This window comes from Arthrobacter sp. ISL-28 (genome assembly GCF_018613875.1).
Taxonomy (GTDB): Bacteria; Actinomycetota; Actinomycetes; order Actinomycetales; family Micrococcaceae; genus Arthrobacter.
Genome location: NZ_JAGGPJ010000005.1, coordinates 68,864 through 88,504 on the forward strand (window position 1 = coordinate 68,864; position 19,641 = coordinate 88,504).

Consider the following 19,641-nt stretch of genomic DNA (forward strand, 5'->3'; position numbering starts at 1 on the left):
TGGAGTGGTCCTAGTTGACGTTGTCGGGATGGGAGCCGGTACGGTGGCCGCGGTCAAGACCGGCGATGTCCGCCATGTCCAGCTCGGACAGCTCGAATCTGAAGACGTCCAGGTTCTGGCGGATCCGGTCCCAGGAGCTTGCCTTCGGGATGGCGACGTTTCCCAGCTGCAGGTGCCACCGCAGAATGATCTGGGCCGCCGTGACCTTGTGCTCGGCGGCGAGCGCGAGGATGTCGGGGTCCTCCAGCACCTGCCCGCGGCCCAGCGGGCTCCAGGCTTCCGTCAGAATGCCCAGCTCGCGGTGCTTTTCCCTCAGCTCCTTCTGCTGCAGCCAGGGATGAAGCTCGATCTGGTTGACGGCGGGTACCACTTCGGCGCTGTCCAGCAGGCGGTCCAGATGCTGCGTCTGGAAGTTGCAGACGCCAATGGCCCGCACCTTTCCCTCCCGGTAGAGCGTTTCAAGCGCACGGTACGTTTCCTGGAACAGGCCGCGCTTCGGGCAGGGCCAGTGGATCAGGTACATGTCCACGTACTCCAGGCCAAGGTTGATCATTGACCGGTCGAAGGCCCGGAGCGTGGCATCGTAGCCATGGTCGTCGTTCCAGACCTTGGTCGTAATGAACAGGTCTTCCCGCGAGGTTGGCGCGGCGGCTTCTCCCGAGCCTCCGCGCATGGCTTCCACGCCGTACAGCGAAACGATTCCGCGTGCCACACCCGATTCGTTGCCGTACATCGCGGCCGTGTCGAAGTGCCGGTATCCCGCTTCCAGGGCCATGGTTACCAGCTTCGCTGTTTCGTCCCGCGGAACCTTGTAGAGCCCGAATCCCAACTGGTCGATCAGCACGCCGTTGTTCAGGCTGAGCCGGGGTGAGGTAGTCATGGTTATGACTCTACCGATATGGCTAAGCAGGATTGCAGAAGAGAGGCGTTTCAGGCGTGCCACGTTAAGGGATATGGGGCAGCCACGGACTGGTCCCGTGGACAGGGCGTGGTGACCTGGCGGGCTACGGCTCGGTTCCCGCGTTCGGCGTGCTGGTCGAGGCGTTGGCCTCATCGGCCTGGGGATGCCGCCGACGACTCGCCAGCAGGAACGGCACCGCAATCAACTGGATTGCGCCACCGATCGCCAGTGAGCCGTGATAGCCGTATATATCGGCCGACCGGCCGAGCAGCGGCTGCACCACCACGCCACCGCTTGATCCAACGAGCGAGTCGAAGCTCAGCACTGTGGCCCGCTGCTTTGAAGCGATCATGTCGTTCAGGTAGGCCTGCCGGACCGGGGTGCCCGCCGAGGCAATCACGGCCCAGAGCGCCAGCAGCACCAGCGCCACCCAGAACACCTGGATGAACCCGAGCATGACCAGAATCAGCGCGCTCACGACGCTGGTCAGGATCAACACCGTCGTGCGTTTGCGGACGAGGCCCCGGACCCGGGGCGCCATCCAGCCTCCGAGCACCTCTGCTCCGGCCACCATCGCCGCCGCAAGCCCCGCCACGGAGTACGCGCGGGGGTCGCCGAAAAGGTCAAGCAGGTACGGCTGCAGGGCGTAGAACACATAGATCTCGACGCCCGCGGCGAACGGCGCGGCCAGCATCACGTACCGTACAGGTGGGTTCTTCAATCCGTTCTCGATTGACGCGGAGAGCACGGCACGGGTCGCCTGAAGGGGGTGGGTCGAACGCTCGGGGGTGAAGCCGACGTCGTGCATGAGCCAAAAGGCGACGGCGAACATGGCCAACAGCACGCCCACCCGCAGCAGAAACGGCACACCGAGATCGGTGACCTGCGCGATCACGCCGCCGGCCACCGAGCCGGCAAGCATCGCGATGCCTGACACCATCAGTCCGCGCCCGAGCACCGACTCCAGCCCGCCTTCATACCCCGAAAAGCGCAGGGCATCGACGAGCCAGGCCTCAACCGCGCCGGAGAAGAAGGTGAAGCCCAGTCCGAGCAAGACTGACACGACGGCCCACATCCAGAACTGGGCGGACAGCTGCCAGAGCAGGTAGTAGAGGTAGGTCGATCCCGCCAGGGTCACCGTACCGAGCAGGAACGAAACGCGGCGCCCCCAACCGTCGGCGATCACTCCGGTGGGCACCTCGAACAGCACCATGCCGGCGGTGAAGAACGCGTTCGCGGCAAAGGCCTCGAGGTTGCTGAGGCCGGCATCCAGCAGGAAGAGGGTGTTGATCCCCCAGATGAACGAGGCCGCAAGGGTATTGCCCAGCGTCAACGTGAGATAGATGCGCTGAATCTTTCGGGCCGCGGCGTTCATCACGTCGGCGTCCCGGCCAGGGCGAGGGGGCAGCACGAGCCTATTCTCGTCGCCATCGTCTGCTCGCGCCAGAGCAGATGCCAGCGCGGCAGTCTCATGGGTAAATCCACGGAGAACCGCTGACGGATTAGATGCCCGTCCCCTGGGGCAGGCCGTGGTGCAGTGCGGGCAGGGCGGTTTGGGTGACCGCCTGGATGGCGGTGACGGTGGCGAAGCCTGCCGCCAGCAATGCCGCGTCGCTCTCGGGTTCCGGTTCCTCGGCCGTGTCTGCGATGGCCAGGCGCACGTGCTGCTGCCCGCGTTCGGCGAGGGTGGTCTGGACTATGCCGAATCTGGCCAGGGTTGCCGCGCGGTACTCGGGCAGCTCCGGCCCGGCCGTGTTCGGCACGTTGAGGTTCAGCACGGTCCCGACCGCCTGTTCCATCAGGAACGGTAGAAGGCCGGTGGCCAGCCGGGCGGCGGTGTCCCAATGGAACCGGGCCGGGCCCAGGCCGGTGTCCAAGGACACCGCCATCCCGCGTCGTCCATTCACGCCGGCAGTCAGTGCCGCACCGACGGTGCCCGAATGCAGGATGGCCCGGCCCACGTTGGCGCCGCGGTTGATCCCGGACAGCACCACGTCCGGCGGGTTGCCGAAGGCACCATGTGTGGCGATCATCGTGATGAAGGCCGGCGCCCCATGAACCGCATATGTGGCCACGCCGTCCAGACCCTCCAGTTGGCGCCGTTCCACCGAAATCCTGCCGTCCTGTTCCACGGCCGTGATCGACGAACTGCTGCCGCTGGCTTCTGCGACAGGGGCTGCGACGGTAACGCTGAGGCCGGCCCGGACGGCCCCGGCCGCCAGGGAGAGCAGGCCCGGGGACCCGATGCCGTCGTCATTGGTGATCAGCACGCTCACGGGGCCGTTCATTGTCCGCTGATCTTTCGTGCCAGTTCATCCGGACTCATCTGCTGTGCAGGTTCTCCTTGATCGGTTTCGCCCAATGGAATGATCCGCACGAGCCTGGCGAGGTGCCTTATGGCTGCCGCATCGCCGGTGCCGAGACCGTGACGGGTTACGTTCTGGGCACCTGCGGCGGTGCCCAGAACCACGGCCTCGTGTATGGTGCCGCCTTCGGCCAATACGGCGGCCACTCCCGCGGTGAGTGAATCGCCGGCTCCGCTGGTGTCCACGCTCTGAAGTTCCGGCATATGGATTTCGCTGACCGTGCCCTCATCGAGCAGCAGTGAGGGCAGGTGGGCGCGGGTGACAATCACCGAGGCCGCGCCTTCCTCCGCCAGCGCATGCATCGCTTCGATGATCCGACCGGGGTCTGTGGCGGCGGCGCGGCCGCTTTTCACGATCTCGTCGTCGGCGATCTTGATTACTGCCGGTCCGCCCGCCAGGACGGCGGTCAGCCTCTCCCCGGCGAGGTCGGCGATCACCGTGCACCCGGCCGCGCCCAGGTCGGCAGCCAGCCTGCGGTACACGTCGGCCGGCACGGCGTCTTCCCGGCCGGCGCCACTGAGGACGACTGTGCCGGCATCCATCCCGGCCTGAATCGTCAACCCGTAGAGTTCGTCCAGTTCATGCCGTGAGAGCCGGTCACCCGCCGATTCCGCCACAATACGTCGTTCGCCGCCGCGTCGGTCATGCAGGTATGCGCCGCTGCTGCCCTGCCCGGACACGGACAGCACGTTGACGCCTTCATCGGAGATCAGGTGCCGTACCACGCGCCCGGTTTCTCCGGAGAACGCGGCGCACATCGTGACTGATGCACCGAGCGCGGTCAGCATGCGGGATTGCCACACTCCCTGGCCGCCGGCATGGATATGGATGTCGGCAGTACCTTCGATATCCTCTACCGTCACTGTCAGCACGGGGGAGGGAGCGAAAACCACTACAGAGCCCATGAGCGACCTCCCCCGGCAGGACCGGCAGGCTTTAGATCAGGGAATCCGGTCATGGCTGCCTCTCCTCGCCCCACACACCTGGCTGCTCTTGCCGCTTCATTTATCGTAGCGCCGGGGGATGAATACGCCAGTCCGGCGGGATCGAAGAAACACGTGCACGGACTCGTCGCCCTATCCGTTCAGCCCCAGCCAGCCGATCGCCTCCCGGGCAATGCCGACAGGCGGTGTGCGGCCCTCTAAACTCCCGGTAGTAGACGTCGTAACCGTCCTTTTCCAAGGCCGGAACCAGTCGCCGGCTGGTGCGGTCGATCGGCAGGACCCGATCCCCGTCGCCGTGGGAAACGAAAATCGCCGGCTTGCCAACGCGGGGCGCCGGTGGAAGGAATCCCGGAGAGAAGGCGATGATTTTGGAGAAGCGGTCCCCGTTGGCCAGGCCCAGGCCCAAGGCATATGAGGCTCCATCGGAAAAGCCGCCGACAGCTATATGGTGAGGATCCACGGAAACCAGCCCGAATATCCGGGCCAGCGCACGGTTGATCACATCCACGTCCGGCCCGTAGCCGCTTCGGACGCCGTCCCATGTTGAGCCGCGGGAGGACGGGGCGGCCAAAAGGAACTGGTAGGTGTCTGCGAGCGGGAGCAGCAAGGATAATCCACCCGCGGCTTCGCCGCCGGCACCATGGAGCAGCAGGATGAGCGGCGCCCGCTGTCCAGGCTGGAGGCCATGGGGAACATAGAGCAAGGTATCCTGTGCCGGCTCCAGGCCCAAGGCCATCTGGCCGGGAACGGGAATCTGGTCACATGGTGTATCGCCGGGCCGGGCACTCAGAGCTGACCTGTCACGTGATGGTCCCCGTGGACGGTCCATGTTTCCTCCAGGGCAACTTGAAAAGCAGAACAGCCGGGAGAGCTTTCCTGACCCGTGAAGCGTTTTCCACATTGTCCGCCGCCGCCCTGCTTCTGCCGTTCCTCCCGTGGATGTTGCCAAAGTGACGGACTGGATGGGGCTGCCCGGGCGGGAGGCGGTTATCGCCGTCGCCGTGGGCTTTATGCAGTAGATCCCGGACCACCGACTCGGTTTCTGGTCCTGGGTTGACGACGGAGAGCCATCCCAGGCTGCCGCAAACAGGATGCGGGATCACGACGTCCGCGTTGCTGGGGTCAACGGCGTAGCTGGCGCGTTTCAGTTGCCGTGGCTCCTGCCCGGTCCGCTTGACGAATTCGTCCACTCCTGCGGCGAAGTTAACGCGGAAAGCCCCTGGCCGGTCGAGACGCGAGTCTTGGTCATCCGGATAATCCTTGGTCGCGATGGTTGCAAACGGCCGTGACTTCGGCACCACCCCGTCTGGTGCGCAGTAGAAGAACGAGTCGCCCCAGCTGATCTCCGGTGACCCGTCGCCGGGTTGCGGCTTGAGGGTCAGCCCGCCTCCGAGGCCTTCGATGTACGCGATGATTTCATCGATGCTCATACCGGGTTCCTTTCCGCAGACTGAGCGAGGCTGGCGATGTGTTGGACAGTCTTTACCGCCCCGGGTTGGCGGTCAAATGTGCGACGGGCGGGCAACGATATGGGGACGGATTTCGGGCGGGAGTATCCGCCTGCTGCTAACCCATCAATAATGAGGAAATGGCGCTCCCTTCCAGGTATCGCGTTCGAAGTCACAGCCGGCGAATTCGAGTCATCGGTGTTGTCGGCGCCATCTTGGCAGTCGCTGCTGCATCCGGTTGCGGTTTTTCCCCGAGGAACGGGGAACCGCCTTGTTTTCCGCCGCCCTATTCAGTGAAGCCGCCGAGTGCGAAAGCCAGCGAAAAGGTGACGGTCACGGCGCCGGACGCTGACTGTAATCCCCGATACGGTCAGAACGCCCGAATCCACGTGACGGTCACCGATGCGACCGGCGTGAAGGTCATTGACACAACCGCCCCGATGAACGACGCCGGCGGGTTCGGCTACACGTTTGATGTCCCGGTTCAAACGGCAGCGGGAAAAGCGGCTGTCACTGCCATGCCGTACAACATCGACTGGTGCGACGACACCGGCAGGAACAATCGCGTCGATGGCGCAGCTGTATTATTGCAACAGGCATCATGTGCAATGCCGATAAAGCCACTTAATATCACCCGTTAGGGTGGGCGGCGTGGAAGGGTTCTGGCACGGCCGCTAACGATGGCGCGACGAGATCTACGACGACAGGCTCTTCGTGTACCAAGTGAACTGCCGGCCGTCACTCTCTTCGCTCTGGCGGAAAGGAACGTAGCCGGTGCGTTGGGCGACGGCAATCGATGCGGTGTTCCCCGGTTCGATTCTGAGGACCGCCTGGACTGCCCCTGCCGCCGCGGCGTGGGCATCTGCGAGGAGGACGGCGCGTGGCGATGCCCCGGCCGCGCCACGCAGGTTGGAGGCCGTAGGAGATGTTCACCGTGCCCGGCTGTAGGTATGGCTGATCAAACTGCACCTCGATCGTGCCCACGAGTTCACCCAAGCCGGCCCGCACCCCAAAGGCATGCACAGGCCCGCCGGCTTCCCACTGATCCATGCAGCGCCTTATGTATTCCTCGACCGACTGCCGGGTGCTAATGCCCCCGCTGAACCATCGGACAAGTTCGGCGTCTTCCCCGGCCAGATGGCGATCGACGTCCTCCAAGCAAAGCGGGGACAAGCGGATAACACCGTCGGTTAGCTCCAAACTGTTTCCCACACCTCATCACCCACCATGCAAAGCATCCTAGCCAGGCGACCCTACCCTTGGCAGTCGCACCGCATGCAGCTAGCCATCCCGGACTCGGTTGAGCTCATCCAATTCAGCCGCGTCCAGAAACGTTCCAAGCGGGACGTTCACGGCATCGGCCACGGAATCGAGGAGGGTGAAACACCGGCGGGCAAGGATGATCGCCAGCTCGGCTGCGGCGTCTGGTCCCTTGCGTCGGGACAAGTCGGTAATCAGGTTGTGCATCCGATCGGTGAGGGTGTCCCCGCCTTCGGCTTCTTCCGAGGCGATGCGCAGCAGGGCGACGGCGGCGAGGCCAGCGTGATCGTAAACGTGTCCCATAGAGACACTCTAGAGCCGTCCGTCGTGATTCTGTAACGTTTTCCTTTAAGTCGGATATTCTGCCGGCTGGGGAATCACAGCGGGACCGTCCCGGAACCGAGGAAAACCAGACGAAGCGGAGGCCCGGCGGCTGCGCCATAGTGCCCAGCACGGTCTGACACTTCTACAGATTGACGCTTGCCAGATACGCGGCGGCTTTGTCCGGGTCCATGAACCATTCCTGGTAGTCCGGCGGATTGTTGAAGCCGTTCACGAACCTTTTGGCGATTTCCTGTGACTCGTTCGCTGCGGCAAGAATTTGCAGGACGTGTGGCGGGGGCGGTGCCAGGAGGGCGTTGGTCCAGTGTGCGACGTGCTGGGCGTAGTTCCAGTAGGTTTCGAAGGTTGCCTGCATGAAGCCAGGGTCGAAGGCCCCGTCGCCGTGTTCCGTGATGCTCTTCAGGTAGGAGGCTGCGCATTTGCTGGCGTTGTTGGATCCCTGGCCGGTGATCGGGTCGTTGAGGACGACGACGTCGGCCAGGCCCAGTACGTGCTTGCCGCTGGGCAGCGTGGCGATGGGATGGCGGACGGTCGGCGGGAACCGTCCCTGGAGGAAGCCGTTCGGGTCGGTAAGCTCGACGTCGAAGGCGCGGTCGGCTTCCCCCCGCGTCCTGAAAGATGAGTTCGCCGCCCCGCTGGACGAAGGCGTCCATGAACCGTGGGAACTTCACTCGCTGGTCAATGGACTTGGCGGGGTTGTCCAGCCGGGAGGCCCAGCCAATGGCCTTCTCCCCCGGAATCTCAGCGTGCGGAACGGTGAAGGAGATCCCGTCAACCGTGGGAGCGTCGGGCCAGAAATCGAGATCGAGGCTGCGTTCGTGTTCCAGCGCGTCGTGGAAAATGCACTGGCTGGAAGAGACCTTGCCCTCCCGGATTTCCTCGGGGGTTCGGTTGGAAACCATGGTGACGGCGAACCCGGCCTCCAGCAGGCCGATTCCGAGCTGCAGGCCCGACTGCCCTGCTCCAATGATGGTGATGTGGCGTTGCGTCATATCTTTTGCCCTTCTACTGCCGGTGTGCGTCGCGCACCTTTCCCAAACGCAGTCTTGATCGTGACCTTTGAAGTGTAGGAAATCGCGTCCCGGCCTGGGCACACCGTGACGCCGCCCTCAGACAAGTAGCGGCTCATGTGAGAGGTTTCCGGCCGGGAAGTGAGGCAGGACGTACTCGCTCAATTCGGCCATGACCTCGGAGACTGGCCGGCGGCTATGTTTGAAGTTGATCATCAATTGATCAATGCCGATGTCCTGCCATGCACTGAGGAATTGCATTAGTGGCTCCCGCCCAAGGGACAGGCCTTGGTGGATGGTGCGGGGGGCGGCTTTCGGGTTCTCGGTGAGGTCGATGTACGTGGCCTGGTTAAAGGGTTTGTATCCCGGTTCCCCGCGCTGTGCCGTGAGCCGGCGCCAGCGCTTGATGTTCAATTCCTGCTGCTGTAGCGGCAAGGTGTAGAAGAGCCATCCGTCTGCGTTTGCTGCGATCCAATCGATCTCCTGTTGGCCCCGCCCGGTCATGAATACCGGCAGCCGGGAGTGGGTCGGTTTGGGGAGCAGGTCGGTTCCGCTCATGGTGCCAAGGGCGGATGCGATGGTGGGGAAGTGGCTCTCTGTTGCCTGACGCAGATAGGACAGCGCCTCGCGGAACCGTTCGCCTCGGCCATCGTAGTCCGCCCCGTAGGCCGGATATTCCACAGCACGGTCTCCTGTTGCGACACCGAGCAGGAGGCGACCGCCGGAGAGTTGGTCGATGCTGGCGGCGGCCTTGGCTGTCTCCAGAGGGTGGTGTAGCGGCAACACCACACTTGCGGTGCCTAATCCGATGGTCTTGGTGCTCGCGGCGAGGTATCCCAGGTAGGCCCAGGTGTCGAATACCTGAGCGGCATCACCGAAGTGGGGGTCCAGCAGGGGGACGTCGCGCACCCACACGGTCGCGAAACCGGCATTCTCGGCTTGCTGGATCAGGCCCACATGGTTCTGCATGGCGGGGATGGGCCCGTCGAAGCCTTCCAGCGGCGTGATGACACCAAGGGTCATGCCCTGTGGATGGAATGACCGTTTGAGGCCGGGGTGTTCGGGGAATGGGCCCGGTGCTGCCCCGGTGATGTCGGGGGCTTGTGATTCATTCATAGTTGGTTGCCTTTTGTTGGACTGCTAATGAGGGCGTGGGCGAGAGTTCGCGAAGGGGACCACGGGAAGTGATGCGTTCAGATCCGAAGGCTTGATGTCGAACATGCGGTGTGATTATTCCTGCTCCTGGTCAGCCCATCGTCTGCTTCTCGGCGCCTGATTGCTGTCGCCGCGACGCACGGGTACTGGTGATAAGCAAGAGGACGGATTTCGTTGCGATCGCCAGCACGAGGGCCGTAACGGCGGCGAGCACTGCAACTGTGATGGCCTGCCAGGCAAACGGTTGGAGCAGGTGCAACCAGGTTATGGCGAGTGCGGCGACACTGGCCGCGGGGAAGGTGAATGACCAGAAGCCGAGAGAGAACGGCAGTGCGCGGTAGCGCGGCAAGAGCATTATCTGGATTAGCACCATGAACGCCGTCATCGCCGACAAGCCCTCGAACAGATGATTTGGCTGGCCGCCTGAGATCCTAAGCCATGCCGCTGATGCGACGGCCGGGGGAGCGATCATGATCGCCAGTGTCGGGATGAGGGGTGCGGGCATGGCGGGGCGGAGCGCGAGCCGGAGGAAGAAGAACACGGAGATCACCAGCCAAAAGAAGATGCCGATCGCGAAGCTCCCAACGGCGAGCCAGCCGATTCCCGTTTCAGCTGCGGTGAGGGCACCGACTAAGCCGGCTGCGCTGATGGGCAGGAAGTAGCCGCCATGTACGGATTCCAGTGGCATCTCTCCGCGCATCCAGTAGCTGAGGATCCATGCGGCGAACGCGGCTGCTGCAGCTATAGAGATCAACGTCAGCATGGTACCGGCAAGCGGGACCGTGCGGTGCAGGCCTGCTCCGAGCAGCATCGCGGCGATGGGAAGCAATGCTGCAAGCGGACCCTGAGCGAAGTGCATGAGCTGATGAGAGAGAGAATGATCAGTTCGCGTACCGCGATGCACGTGTACCGCGAGAGTCCAGACCCAAGAGATCGCAGCTGTCAGCCACAACGCCTGTCCTAGTCCGGACTGGAGGCCGAGCGCGGTTGTCCCCGCGGTCCAGACTTGGGCGAGGCCGGCAAGTCCCAGGGGGATGGCGAGTGTGTTCAACGGGATACGCGTTTGGACACGCGTCGTGGAGGCTGCATGTGCCAAGGGCAGTTGAGTGGACAAAGGAATGCCTTTTCTGAGAGGGGGCAGGAGGACTCCGACGTTTGCAAGAGGTTTTTGACCTTGAAGTACAATATCATGCGGGTTACTCTTTTTCTATGGGTAGACCGATGCAGTTCCAGGCCGATGAGGCTGTCGAGAGGGCGATGGACCTGTTCTGGCGCCAGGGTTATGCCGGGACGACGCCGCAGGAGTTAGCCAGTGAGCTGGGGATCGGCAAAGGCAGCCTCTACAACACGTTTGATAGCAAACACGAGCTGTTCATGCGTGCCCTTCGGCGCTACAGCGAAACACGACTCGAGTACCTCACGGAGCTGTTCGCAGCCCCTGGGCCGACCCGGCCGCGGCTCAAAGAGGCGATGACTGTCCTTGCCGGCGTGGGCGAGCACCGGCGGGGGTGTGTCATGGTCAATGCTGCCGCGGAGCTCGGCGCCGCCGACAACGACGTGAACAGCATCGCGGACGATCTTTTCACGCGGATCGAAGAAGTGTTTCGGCAAGCAATCGCACAGGGACAAGAGTCCGGAGAGTTCAGTAGGGATCAGGTTCCGGACACTGCGGCCAGCCAACTGCTTGCCTCCGTGGTCGGGCTCAGCGTGCTCGTCAAGGCAGGTGGGGCATCGGAAAGGTTCCGCGCCGTCATCGACGGCATCGTCGATGCCATGTGAGGCCGACGAGCATCCACCATCAGATCCGGCAGTCGCGGCGGATCATGCCGATCCTGGGAAGAGTTCGATACCGGCCGCAGTGGCGACTTCCCGGTAGGCGCTTGCCAAGTCGGCGAGGCTTGCGTGTTTGTTCAAGCCGCTCGGGTTCGGGACCACCCAGACGGGAGCGCCGCCGAAGGGATCCGGCTGGCGCCCGACCCTCGCCTGCGGCCGGGCAAAGGCAGTCACCGAGGCGGCCGGGATCTTCGCTGCAGGCCACGTGGATGTAGTGCTCACCGATCACGGCCTGTATGACTCGCAGAGGCAGGCCGAGCGCCTGACGCCGTTCTCCTCAGAACTTGCAACCTTGACGCTGTTCCACGACGATCTGCACCCCCTTGAAGGGGTTCGATGGACGAAGACTATCTACGTGGACCCTGATCACTACGTGGACCCTGATCAGCTCCTTATGTTGTACCCGCGAGCGGTGGTGGGCGGAGAGTTGTACGGCGTGCCGACTAGCTATGCCAACTGGAACGCCTCCATGGCCACGAATCAGGAGCTCTACCGTTCGGGCGGATACGGACCTCCTCTTGGGTCCGACGAGTGCTACCTGACGGCCTTGCAGCTGATGCATGTTGCGGGGCATGTCGGCAGCTTCCCGTTCCTTCACCTTTGCCGCAGGTCTTGGTGCCGCGATTCGACGCGAAGTTCGTGCTCGACGAGATCGATGCTCACCAGGTGACGACGATGTTCGCCGTCCCTGGGATGCTCAGTCGGATGGCTGATGAGGTCGACGGCGGAGGTGCGCCGCGGCTCGGCTCTCTGCGTCGCGTGCTGTACGGTGGCGCACCGGTCGAGACCGATGAGATCAAGCGGTACGTCAGGGTCTTCGGGCGCACACTCTCTCAGCTCTATGGACGTTATGAGGCTGGCTGCCCCTGAAGATCCTCGATCCGGCCGATCACGCGAGGCTCGTGCTTGGTGATGTCGAGGTGGTCGGCAGCTGCGGCCGGGCCATCGGTGCCGTCGACGTCGAGCTCGGAGCGACCGGTCCCAAGGGCGGTAGAGAGGTTCGGAGTCGCAGCGGCATGGCCTCGTCTGCCTTCGTCGATCTGGATCGATGGTGTGGCCTCGGGGACACGGGCATGTTCATCGAGCATGGGTACCTGCACCTCACCGGCCGCTTGGACGGGATGATCAACTCGGGCTCATTCCACGTCTATCCCGACGAAGTGCGTGAGGCGATCCTGGGACTTCCCGGCGTTTCCGCGGCGCTGGTCGTCGGAGAGCCCGATCCGGCCTGGGGCGAAGCGGTTGTCGCCTGTGTCGTGTCAACGGACCCCAAGATCGCCGACACGCTTCGCGAAGCTCTTCGTGACCGGTTGGCAGCGTACAAGATCCCGACGGTCGTCCACCGGGTCGAATCGCTGCCTGACGCTGAACCAGGGTGAAGAACATTTCGCTGTTCCATCTGAACGGGTTGTTCGTGCTTTCATACTTTCGTATTTGGATAAGCTTGCGGCCTTTAGGCGCGCTTGCCCGCCGGGTCATTCGGATGGGGGGTGAGAGGTGTGACTTCGACCGTCATCCAGACGTGAAGGGGCAGGGTCGCCAGGATACTCCTCAACTCGCTTTCGTTCTCTGCCCTCCAAAGGCCAAGAGTTCGCCACTCACCCGGCTCGACCGGTGGCTTCCACAGGCGCAGAAGATAACCCTGCTCCGCAAGTTGTGCAGCCCTGATGGCTTCCCGCGACCTGGTGTCATCTACGGTTTCCTCCGGTGTTCCGTCGGGAACGTTGGTAATGAGTGTGGTCAGGAATTCCATGTCCTTCTTCTTCCTTGCCAAACGGATGGTGAGAGATGCTGGCCTGGATCGCGGTTGGACTCCGGCTCCGTGGGAAGTTCCCGCAATGTAGGGCCAGAGATGAGTGATCCGTGAGGTATTCAGCCCGTTAATCCGAGCCGCGGCCTCGGACCTAAAGTGGCTCCTGGACGTCGTAGACGCCGCCCCACAATGACGAATCGCACTCCGAAGGAACGGACACATGCCCAAAGCCGCCGCCAGGTCCAACCACTGAGTCGAAAGCAAAGCGCTTGCTGGACGATCCCACGACGGCTTTGCCGTCCTCTGAAAGCCGTGTCCCAGCGGGCCAGCGTAGGAGTACGGGCTTTGACTTTGGGTCGTTGAGGGCTCGCAGTCCGACGCAGCCGTCGGACAGCTTGGTGAGGGTTCCGGAGTTCTGGGCGAGCATGGCGTCATCGCCGTTGCGCCAACTCGTGACAATGAGGTGCGCAGTGGCCGGTGAATTGGATGCCGGTGTGGAATCACCGCCCGGTCCCTGGGAGCAGGCGGCGAGATTGAGGCACAGCATCAACACTGCGGCGCCTGTGCCTGAGGGGGCAAGCCGGCATTTTCGTGACATTGGGTGCAATTCCTTAACCCGGGGCGAGGCGCAAAACCTCGCTCGTTCTTTCTACGTCCAAATCTCACCCTTCTTGGAAAGATCGCTTCATCACCTCAGGTCAGTAGGACTTCGGCCGGCTCTGTGCTGAGCGTACAAGCCAGGGCGTTGTGCCGGAAGGGATATCAGGTTCGATCACTTCATGAACCCTTACCGGGCAAGTATCCGTCGTCTCCGAGGCTCATGGATGGGGTGGCACGGTCAGGTAGGTGCTCCCGCCAGTCGTGGCCCCAAGAAGGCCACTTGGTTAGCAGCTGATAACCGCAAGGGCTTCCTCAAACGCACACCTGTATTTATCGCTGACAGAAAAACGCCAAATAATCGCTGCGATTCGCAGGCCTGACCTTGCGCCGGATAAATCAGGTCCGAAAATGGTCGTTCTCGACGATTTACCTTTGCGGCTCGAACAGTAGATTCATTAGCTGCAACTTGATGGCGACCTCGAGTTTCGCCCCTCGTTTGTGTTTCATGGACCAGCAAAGTTGATCTTTTATTGAGCGTTCCTGCCGGAAAATTGCCAAGAAGGGGACGCACAAAATGAACAAGCAACAATGGGCGCAATAGCCGCCGGCAAATTCAGACGGCTTGGACTGGGCTCCCCAGCCGGACTCTTCGCTGCTGGCCTGGCCGCTGATTTTCGCGGCCCACCGCGTGTTTGAAGTAGCTCACATGAGTTACTTCGTCACCAGTATCAGGTACTCGTTTTTTGAAGGGAGTCGTCGGGACTCGTCCCCACTTGCAGAATTCTCTGGGACGGGCTCTAAAAACGAGTATCCACCACTCGTGCAGGCCGTCCGCCAAGGGGTCAATTATGGGTCCAGCAAAAACAGCCCTCATCTGGGCTTCGGGCTGTTGCTACCGCTAGCAAGTTCCGGATCTCAGTCCGGAGTCAACGACCTGGCATTCGTGCCGGCTTACAGAGAACGCGCCAGAGGACGCGTAAATGCGCATAGTTTCAGGCAAGTATGTCGACTCACGGTCGCCCTGGTACGGGCTAAGCCGCGGCGTTTTCCCGTTTTTAGCCGCTGCCACTCTACAGTGACGATCGAGGAGTCAGACTGGTCCTTTTGCGGACCGCGCCGATCTTTCTTATTTTGGGAATGTGCTGGGGATTCCATGGCTTGCGGAACTACTTTCCGTGCCATTCACCGTCCATCATTGGAAGTGAGCATTTCTATGAAGCACAAATCACTCGCACCTTGGGCTACAGGATTGGCCTGTCTGGTTTTAGTTCTCTCCGGAACAACCGCGGCCCAAGCCAACCTTGCGGGAACCCCGTTTGACGCTGCTGACGGCAATCTGGTGCTCGACGATGAGACCAGCGACTGGTTCAATGTAGGCGTCGACTGCACACCCACCCTTGAGATGGGCTGTGGCGTCGACAAGCAGACCGGGCAGACTGACGATTCGTTTGGCAACGGAACCAAGGAGGATACTGCCGTCCCGTCTGTCATCGACGGTTCCATCCCTAACAACAAGAGCGATCTCACCCGCTTCTACGCAAAGCTACGCCCAGAGAGCGACGGCAAGGTTTTCGCGTATCTCGCCTGGGAGCGGGTTCAGGAGCCGACGGGCACCACGAACATGGACTTCGAGTTCAATATATCCACCACCCTGTCAAATGGCGTCACTCCCGTCCGCACGGCAGGGGACGTCCTGATCAAGTACGACCTCTCGCAGGGCGGCACCGTCCCGACTCTCGGATACCACCTCTGGGTGACCACCGGCGTCGGGCGGGACGTATGTGAAGCGTCCAACTCCGTCCCCTGCTGGGGCAAGGTAAAGCCGCTTAAAGACAACTTTGAGGGATCAATTAACACTGTCAGCGTTGTTGACCCGATTGCGCCGGATGATCCCCGCCGCTTGAGCGCGAGGACGTTCGGTGAGGCGGCAATCAACCTCACGGATTCAGGCATCATTCCCGCCGGTACTTGCAAGGGATTCAGTACGGCCTACCTGAAGAGCCGGTCCTCCGATTCGTTCACCGCCGCAGTAAAGGACTTCATCGCCCCACAACCGCTCGGTTTCAGCCAATGCGGCAGGATCGACGTCGTGAAACAGGACGACGCTAGCCCGGCTTCAGCGCTTCAAGGCGCAGTTTTCACGCTCTACAACGACCTCGCGCCTGTGGGAACCGCATTGGGTAAGGAAGATACCGCAACGCCCCAGACGTGCACCACCGGCGCCGATGGCAAGTGCTCGTTCATCGATGTTGATAACGGTAACTACTGGGTGGTTGAAACCACAACACCCGCAGGTCACGTCACTGCAGATCCACAGCAGGCCATACTAGGGACAGGGGGGACGGTAACTCTCACGTTCATTGATCCCCGTGACTTCAAGGTCGTCGTTCTCGTGTGCAAGGAAGCAGACAACTCCCTGTACTCGAGCAAGGTAAAGGTGGACGGAGTGGAGAAGTATTCGCTGGCAGCAGCACCGAGCGGTCTTACAGCCGCCCAACTGTGTGGCCTGGAGGGCGCGGCCTACGATGACAAGGGCTTGGGCGTGCATCCTGCAGAAGTGAACATCCCGCAGTAAGCCCGAAGTAATAAGGGATCCCTGTCGCGACCCCATCAGCTGAAAGCGGAAGGGCCGGGCCGTTGAACTGGACCCCGAAAGTTGGACTCTAAGGGAAGAGTCTAGGTTTTGGAGGTGCGGTTCAATGGCGTCTCGTGGATCGCATGAAACCTAAACGCGCCGTGCCTCTGTGGAACTGCTGGAGCAGGGCACGGCGGGTGGGCCATAGCGGCCGCGCCCAGGCTGTGGAGGAAAACGCTGGAAGAGAAGGTGCAGCGCCTGGAGATGGAGAACGCTGCGCGTTATTGCTGCCCGGGCTGGCGGGGTGCCGCCAAGACCTGGCCGGAGTAGCGTCCCACGGCCGGGTGGGCCGGAATTCATCGAAAAGCGGCTCGGGCTCATCAAATACCTCCGCTACGACTGCCGATCCCAAGAACGGGGCCAAGGTCACGCCGCTGTGAGTGGCGACGAGGTAAAGCCAAGGCCTGGACGGGACGGAGCCGATGACACTGCGCCCATCAGCAGGTATTGCTCGGACTCCGACATGGAGTTCGGTGATGTGAGCGTTTCCTGTGTTCTTCAGGACCTCTTGGAGCCGGTGGATAAACTCGCGTGCCAAATCCGAATCGATGGCAGGGACAGCATCGGCTGTCGCGGTCGCATCAAGATCGAGTGCCTGCAGCAACAAGCGCCCACCGCCAGCGGGGCGGATGTTGAGCTTCGGGCTGGTGAGAATCCGGTCTATGGCTACGGGCAGGGGGTTCGTGACGGCAAGATACCCTACGGTCACATCGCCTGGCTCTTGGTACTCGGTGACAACGGAACCCAATCCTGCGGCTGCTGTGATGTCATTCTTCCACCGTCCAACGGCACTCATCACTTGGTCCACAAGGACACTGTTGCCGTGGCTGAGGATGACGTTCACGCCCTCAGTAGTCTCTTCAAATGATTCCACGGCCGCTCCGATGCGGAGATGAGCACCGAGGTGTTTGGCACGCTGGAGTTGGTGACGTATGTAAAGGGCCGGGTAGCAGTGTGCTTCATTCGGGAAGTATGCTACGGCGGCGCAGTCCTCAGGAACGATCAGGTCAGGGATGAGTTCGCTGGCGGTTGAGCTGCTGATGCCCGTGGCTTCGTACCTGAATTGACCCAGCCGTTCCAGTCGGCGCTGGAGTTCGTTGGCGTGCTCAGGCGTAGCTGCCAGTTCGATGTGGCCGGTGGGTCGAAACCAGTCCGCGCCGGTGCCGGCAAGGCGGTGATGTGCTTCAAGGCCGGCGAGGTTCAGTTCGTAGTAACCTACGGGTTCCTTGCCATTCGAGTTAACCCATGCGTAAGTGGTCGACGACGTCCCGGAGCCCGGGGCGTTCTTGTCGATCAGGGTTACATCGGCCCCACGGGCAGCTGCCTCGGCGGCGATGGACACGCCAATTATTCCTGCTCCGATAACGGCTATTTTCATCGATAATTCCTTAGGCTGTGGTGATGCGGTTCAGCTGTACAGGCTCTTATCGGCGCGTGAGCACATAGGCCATGGCGAAGTGCCCCTGTTCCTATGTGCGGGTTGCGGAGAGTTGGGCGACCTGGGCGGGTTGGAGGGGTCGTGTCGCGTGGCCTTGGAGGAGAAAGAACACTCGTGCTGTTTCTTCTACTTCCTCAACAGCATCCACGGCTTGTGCCAAGGAAGGCGCGGAAACGATCGGTCCGTGGTTCGCCAGCAGCAGGGCCCGGGTCGACGCTGCGGCTTTTTGGGCCGCCTCGCCCAAGCCTTCGTCTCCGGGTGCGAAATATGGCAACCGGACCAGCCGTCCGACCCTCATCACAAAATAGGCCGTCAGCGGTGGCAGAACGTCATCATCGTCCAGGTCGTCGAGGCATGAAAGGGCGGTGGCATAGGTGGAATGCAGATGGACTACGGCATGGTCCTGCGGCCTCGCCCGGTACATCGCCAGGTGCAGGAATGCCTCTTTGGACGGGCGGGCTCCGGACAGGTGTTCGCCGGTGTCGGAGACCATTGCCAGATCGTCTGTTCTGAGTTCACCCAGGGAGGCATTGGTGGGGGTGACCAGCATTCCGCCTCCCACACGTAGGCTGAGGTTTCCGGATGTTCCCCTGGTCAGGCCCCTTTGGTGCAGGGACCTGGCCAGTCGGACGAGTTCGTTGCGGCTGTCCATGTCGGTCACCGGTTGTGGTCCCATGCGTCAACGAAGAGCCCCGGCATTCCGAGGTTTCCGGATTTGAGCAGGATGGACAGCCCGGGGTCAGTTTCCGTTTTCAGCCATGGCACGCCGGGCGAGACCTCCTTCCCGACATGGGCTGTGGTGATGCCGAGCCTGCGGACGACAGCGCCGGAGGTCTCTCCGCCGGCCACGATAAGTTGTCGGACACCCAGACCGACGATCCCTTCGGCGATCGTGGAAAGGCTGTCTTCGGTTATTTTCGCGGCCCGGGCCTGACCCAGTTCCTTTTGTGCTCTCGAGACTTCCTGTGGGGAGGCGGAGGAATGGATAAGGATCGGGCCGTCCGCAAGATTTTCCCGCGCGAACTGCAGCGCTTCGGCAACGACGTCGTGTCCTTCCGCGATGGCGACCGGGTCCACGAGGAAGCAGGGGCGGAACTGGCGGAACGTGTCGATCTGGACGTTCGTCATCTCGGAGCAGCTGCCGGCGACGACCGCGGCCGGGCCCGCTGGCCGGGTGGTGCGCTCCGATTCATGGTGGTCGCGGAACCCACGGGCAACCGCCAGTCCTCCGACCAGCCCTGATCCGCCAGTGACAAGCGGGTGACCGAGCGCTGCAGCCCCCAGCACTGCGAGGTGGCGGTCATTAAGTGTGTCGACGACGGCGTACTCAGTACCTTGGTCGCTCAGGATCTGGAACTGGGATTGAACTGCGGGAGCACCGGCTTCTATGACGCTATAGCCGATCTGACCCACGAGGTTTTTGGTTTGGGCCTGGAGCAGCCTTGGCACGCTCGAATCGGTCATTGGGGTCAGCGGGTGATTGCGCATGGATGATTCCTGCAGGAGGTCCGCGCCTGCGAACAGCACGCCGTTGTACACGGTCCGCAGCAGTGCCGGGGTTCCGGGAGCGACGACTGTGATCTGGCCGGCCGGAACGAACTCTTTGCGCAGGGCATCGGCTACAGGGCCGATGTTGCCCTCCGGGGTTGAGTCGAACGTGGAGCAGTATTTGAAGTAGAGCTGTTGCACGCCTCGGGATTTGAGGGCGCGTGCCGCCGCCAGAGACTGTTCTACAGCCTCGGTGGCTGGCACGCTGCGGGTCTTCAGGGAAACGACTATGCAGTCAACGTCGTGCAGCTGCATCGATGGGTCGGGGATGCCGAAGGTCTGCACTACCCGCATCCCGGTGCCCACAAGAGTGCCGGCCACGTCGGAAGCTCCTGTGAAGTCGTCGGCGATAACTCCCAGCCATGGGACATTCGCTTTCATTTGAGTGTTTGACATGGTCGGATCCTT

24 protein-coding genes are annotated in these 19,641 nt (G+C 62.2%); 6 read left to right on the forward strand and 18 right to left on the reverse strand.

The genetic code is table 11. The annotated features are described in order from the left end of the window. Positions 1-10 precede the first annotated feature (10 nt). From J7E80_RS03140 to J7E80_RS03165, 6 genes are all read right to left on the reverse strand, one after another. On the reverse strand, positions 11-880 hold the full coding sequence (locus J7E80_RS03140; RefSeq protein ID WP_215050023.1) for an aldo/keto reductase: 870 nt from the start codon (positions 878-880) through the stop codon (positions 11-13). Between the two features lie 124 nt (positions 881-1,004). Beyond that, a complete protein-coding gene (locus tag J7E80_RS03145) occupies positions 1,005-2,276 on the reverse strand; it encodes an MFS transporter (RefSeq protein WP_215050024.1) in 1,272 nt (423 codons plus the stop codon). A gap of 127 nt (positions 2,277-2,403) precedes the next feature. Beyond that, on the reverse strand, positions 2,404-3,177 hold the full coding sequence (gene surE, locus J7E80_RS03150; RefSeq protein WP_311380752.1) for a 5'/3'-nucleotidase SurE: 774 nt from the start codon (positions 3,175-3,177) through the stop codon (positions 2,404-2,406). Positions 3,178-3,185: 8 nt separating this feature from the next. After that, positions 3,186-4,172: a PfkB family carbohydrate kinase gene (locus tag J7E80_RS03155; protein WP_215050026.1), complete on the reverse strand. Its 987-nt coding sequence runs from the start codon at positions 4,170-4,172 to the stop codon at positions 3,186-3,188. A gap of 100 nt (positions 4,173-4,272) precedes the next feature. Continuing rightward, positions 4,273-5,040, reverse strand: coding sequence for an alpha/beta hydrolase (locus J7E80_RS03160; protein ID WP_215050027.1), 768 nt, complete (start codon positions 5,038-5,040; stop codon positions 4,273-4,275). Further along, positions 5,012-5,641 carry a DUF6194 family protein gene (locus J7E80_RS03165; RefSeq protein ID WP_215050028.1) on the reverse strand — a complete coding sequence of 210 codons (630 nt, stop codon included), beginning with the start codon at positions 5,639-5,641 and terminating at the stop codon, positions 5,012-5,014. Before J7E80_RS03165 ends, J7E80_RS03160 begins: the two co-directional genes overlap by 29 nt. 407 nt (positions 5,642-6,048) lie before the next feature. On the opposite strand from J7E80_RS03165, the gene J7E80_RS03170 reads away from it, so the two are divergent. Then, on the forward strand, positions 6,049-6,300 hold the full coding sequence (locus J7E80_RS03170) for a hypothetical protein (RefSeq protein ID WP_251036379.1): 252 nt from the start codon (positions 6,049-6,051) through the stop codon (positions 6,298-6,300). Between the two features lie 97 nt (positions 6,301-6,397). Here J7E80_RS03170 and J7E80_RS24550 read toward each other — a convergent pair whose 3' ends face one another. The 3 genes from J7E80_RS24550 to J7E80_RS23640 form a co-directional block, all read right to left on the reverse strand. Beyond that, positions 6,398-6,871 carry a GNAT family N-acetyltransferase gene (locus J7E80_RS24550; protein WP_396020722.1) on the reverse strand — a complete coding sequence of 158 codons (474 nt, stop codon included), beginning with the start codon at positions 6,869-6,871 and terminating at the stop codon, positions 6,398-6,400. 69 nt (positions 6,872-6,940) lie between these two features. Continuing rightward, positions 6,941-7,222, reverse strand: a complete 282-nt coding sequence (locus J7E80_RS03180; protein ID WP_215050030.1) for a hypothetical protein — start codon at positions 7,220-7,222, stop codon at positions 6,941-6,943. A gap of 163 nt (positions 7,223-7,385) precedes the next feature. Next, positions 7,386-7,616, reverse strand: a complete 231-nt coding sequence (locus J7E80_RS23640; protein WP_251036380.1) for a hypothetical protein — start codon at positions 7,614-7,616, stop codon at positions 7,386-7,388. Positions 7,617-8,007: 391 nt separating this feature from the next. Between J7E80_RS23640 and J7E80_RS23645 the strand changes: the two genes are divergently transcribed. After that, entirely contained in the window at positions 8,008-8,331 is a 324-nt protein-coding gene (locus tag J7E80_RS23645) for a hypothetical protein (protein WP_251036381.1), read from the forward strand. 39 nt (positions 8,332-8,370) lie between these two features. On the opposite strand, the gene J7E80_RS03190 is transcribed toward J7E80_RS23645, so the two are convergent. Both J7E80_RS03190 and J7E80_RS03195 read right to left on the reverse strand, forming a co-directional pair. Beyond that, complete coding sequence (locus tag J7E80_RS03190; protein WP_215050031.1) at positions 8,371-9,387, reverse strand: LLM class oxidoreductase; 1,017 nt, start codon at positions 9,385-9,387, stop codon at positions 8,371-8,373. Between the two features lie 130 nt (positions 9,388-9,517). Beyond that, positions 9,518-10,540 carry a transporter gene (locus J7E80_RS03195; RefSeq protein ID WP_311380753.1) on the reverse strand — a complete coding sequence of 341 codons (1,023 nt, stop codon included), beginning with the start codon at positions 10,538-10,540 and terminating at the stop codon, positions 9,518-9,520. 95 nt (positions 10,541-10,635) lie between these two features. Between J7E80_RS03195 and J7E80_RS03200 the strand changes: the two genes are divergently transcribed. Next, the gene (locus J7E80_RS03200; RefSeq protein WP_215050033.1) at positions 10,636-11,205 is read left to right on the forward strand and encodes a TetR/AcrR family transcriptional regulator; all 570 of its coding nucleotides are present in this window, start codon (positions 10,636-10,638) and stop codon (positions 11,203-11,205) included. Positions 11,206-11,247: 42 nt separating this feature from the next. Here the strand turns inward: J7E80_RS03200 and J7E80_RS03205 are convergent, their stop codons facing one another. Continuing rightward, entirely contained in the window at positions 11,248-11,481 is a 234-nt protein-coding gene (locus J7E80_RS03205; RefSeq protein WP_215050034.1) for a hypothetical protein, read from the reverse strand. Between the two features lie 393 nt (positions 11,482-11,874). Between J7E80_RS03205 and J7E80_RS03210 the strand changes: the two genes are divergently transcribed. Next, entirely contained in the window at positions 11,875-12,129 is a 255-nt protein-coding gene (locus J7E80_RS03210; RefSeq protein ID WP_311380758.1) for an AMP-binding protein, read from the forward strand. Here J7E80_RS03210 and J7E80_RS03215 read toward each other — a convergent pair. Next, positions 12,108-12,347 carry a hypothetical protein gene (locus J7E80_RS03215; protein ID WP_215050036.1) on the reverse strand — a complete coding sequence of 80 codons (240 nt, stop codon included), beginning with the start codon at positions 12,345-12,347 and terminating at the stop codon, positions 12,108-12,110. The two genes, J7E80_RS03210 and J7E80_RS03215, sit on opposite strands and share 22 nt — an antisense overlap. On the opposite strand from J7E80_RS03215, the gene J7E80_RS03220 reads away from it, so the two are divergent. After that, entirely contained in the window at positions 12,333-12,638 is a 306-nt protein-coding gene (locus J7E80_RS03220; RefSeq protein ID WP_215050037.1) for an AMP-binding enzyme, read from the forward strand. The two genes, J7E80_RS03215 and J7E80_RS03220, sit on opposite strands and share 15 nt — an antisense overlap. 74 nt (positions 12,639-12,712) lie before the next feature. On the opposite strand, the gene J7E80_RS03225 is transcribed toward J7E80_RS03220, so the two are convergent. Together J7E80_RS03225 and J7E80_RS03230 are read right to left on the reverse strand one after the other, a co-directional pair. Next, positions 12,713-13,012 (reverse strand): muconolactone Delta-isomerase family protein, encoded by a 300-nt coding sequence (locus J7E80_RS03225; RefSeq protein ID WP_215050038.1) that lies wholly within the window; start codon positions 13,010-13,012, stop codon positions 12,713-12,715. A gap of 151 nt (positions 13,013-13,163) precedes the next feature. Then, on the reverse strand, positions 13,164-13,610 hold the full coding sequence (locus tag J7E80_RS03230) for a hypothetical protein (protein WP_215050039.1): 447 nt from the start codon (positions 13,608-13,610) through the stop codon (positions 13,164-13,166). Between the two features lie 1,215 nt (positions 13,611-14,825). On the opposite strand from J7E80_RS03230, the gene J7E80_RS03235 reads away from it, so the two are divergent. Further along, a complete protein-coding gene (locus tag J7E80_RS03235; protein ID WP_215050040.1) occupies positions 14,826-16,187 on the forward strand; it encodes a prealbumin-like fold domain-containing protein in 1,362 nt (453 codons plus the stop codon). Positions 16,188-16,308: 121 nt separating this feature from the next. Here J7E80_RS03235 and J7E80_RS03240 read toward each other — a convergent pair whose 3' ends face one another. From J7E80_RS03240 to otnK, 3 genes are all read right to left on the reverse strand, one after another. Beyond that, positions 16,309-17,625, reverse strand: a complete 1,317-nt coding sequence (locus tag J7E80_RS03240) for an FAD-binding oxidoreductase (RefSeq protein ID WP_215050041.1) — start codon at positions 17,623-17,625, stop codon at positions 16,309-16,311. Between the two features lie 91 nt (positions 17,626-17,716). Beyond that, positions 17,717-18,361, reverse strand: coding sequence for a 3-oxo-tetronate 4-phosphate decarboxylase (gene otnC / locus J7E80_RS03245; RefSeq protein ID WP_215050042.1), 645 nt, complete (start codon positions 18,359-18,361; stop codon positions 17,717-17,719). Then, positions 18,343-19,629 carry a 3-oxo-tetronate kinase gene (otnK, locus tag J7E80_RS03250; RefSeq protein ID WP_215050043.1) on the reverse strand — a complete coding sequence of 429 codons (1,287 nt, stop codon included), beginning with the start codon at positions 19,627-19,629 and terminating at the stop codon, positions 18,343-18,345. The genes otnC and otnK overlap by 19 nt, the downstream gene beginning before the upstream one ends. Positions 19,630-19,641: the final 12 nt, after the last annotated feature.

Bases quoted from the DNA above. Each gene is read 5' to 3' on its own strand.
- J7E80_RS03225 (WP_215050038.1), bottom strand. From the start codon at position 13,012: ATGGAATTCCTGACCACACTCATTACCAACGTTCCCGACGGAACACCG.
- J7E80_RS03165 (WP_215050028.1), bottom strand. From the start codon at position 5,641: ATGAGCATCGATGAAATCATCGCGTACATCGAAGGCCTCGGAGGCGGG.
- J7E80_RS23640 (WP_251036380.1), bottom strand. From the start codon at position 7,616: ATGCAGGCAACCTTCGAAACCTACTGGAACTACGCCCAGCACGTCGCA.
- J7E80_RS03240 (WP_215050041.1), bottom strand. From the start codon at position 17,625: ATGAAAATAGCCGTTATCGGAGCAGGAATAATTGGCGTGTCCATCGCC.
- J7E80_RS03235 (WP_215050040.1), top strand. From the start codon at position 14,826: ATGAAGCACAAATCACTCGCACCTTGGGCTACAGGATTGGCCTGTCTG.
- otnC (WP_215050042.1), bottom strand. From the start codon at position 18,361: ATGGGACCACAACCGGTGACCGACATGGACAGCCGCAACGAACTCGTC.
- otnK (WP_215050043.1), bottom strand. From the start codon at position 19,629: ATGTCAAACACTCAAATGAAAGCGAATGTCCCATGGCTGGGAGTTATC.
- J7E80_RS03155 (WP_215050026.1), bottom strand. From the start codon at position 4,172: ATGGGCTCTGTAGTGGTTTTCGCTCCCTCCCCCGTGCTGACAGTGACG.
- J7E80_RS03230 (WP_215050039.1), bottom strand. From the start codon at position 13,610: ATGTCACGAAAATGCCGGCTTGCCCCCTCAGGCACAGGCGCCGCAGTG.
- J7E80_RS03145 (WP_215050024.1), bottom strand. From the start codon at position 2,276: ATGAACGCCGCGGCCCGAAAGATTCAGCGCATCTATCTCACGTTGACG.
- J7E80_RS03200 (WP_215050033.1), top strand. From the start codon at position 10,636: ATGGGTAGACCGATGCAGTTCCAGGCCGATGAGGCTGTCGAGAGGGCG.
- J7E80_RS03215 (WP_215050036.1), bottom strand. From the start codon at position 12,347: ATGCTCGATGAACATGCCCGTGTCCCCGAGGCCACACCATCGATCCAG.
- J7E80_RS03180 (WP_215050030.1), bottom strand. From the start codon at position 7,222: ATGGGACACGTTTACGATCACGCTGGCCTCGCCGCCGTCGCCCTGCTG.
- J7E80_RS03190 (WP_215050031.1), bottom strand. From the start codon at position 9,387: ATGAATGAATCACAAGCCCCCGACATCACCGGGGCAGCACCGGGCCCA.
- J7E80_RS03220 (WP_215050037.1), top strand. From the start codon at position 12,333: ATGTTCATCGAGCATGGGTACCTGCACCTCACCGGCCGCTTGGACGGG.
- J7E80_RS03160 (WP_215050027.1), bottom strand. From the start codon at position 5,040: ATGGACCGTCCACGGGGACCATCACGTGACAGGTCAGCTCTGAGTGCC.
- J7E80_RS03140 (WP_215050023.1), bottom strand. From the start codon at position 880: ATGACTACCTCACCCCGGCTCAGCCTGAACAACGGCGTGCTGATCGAC.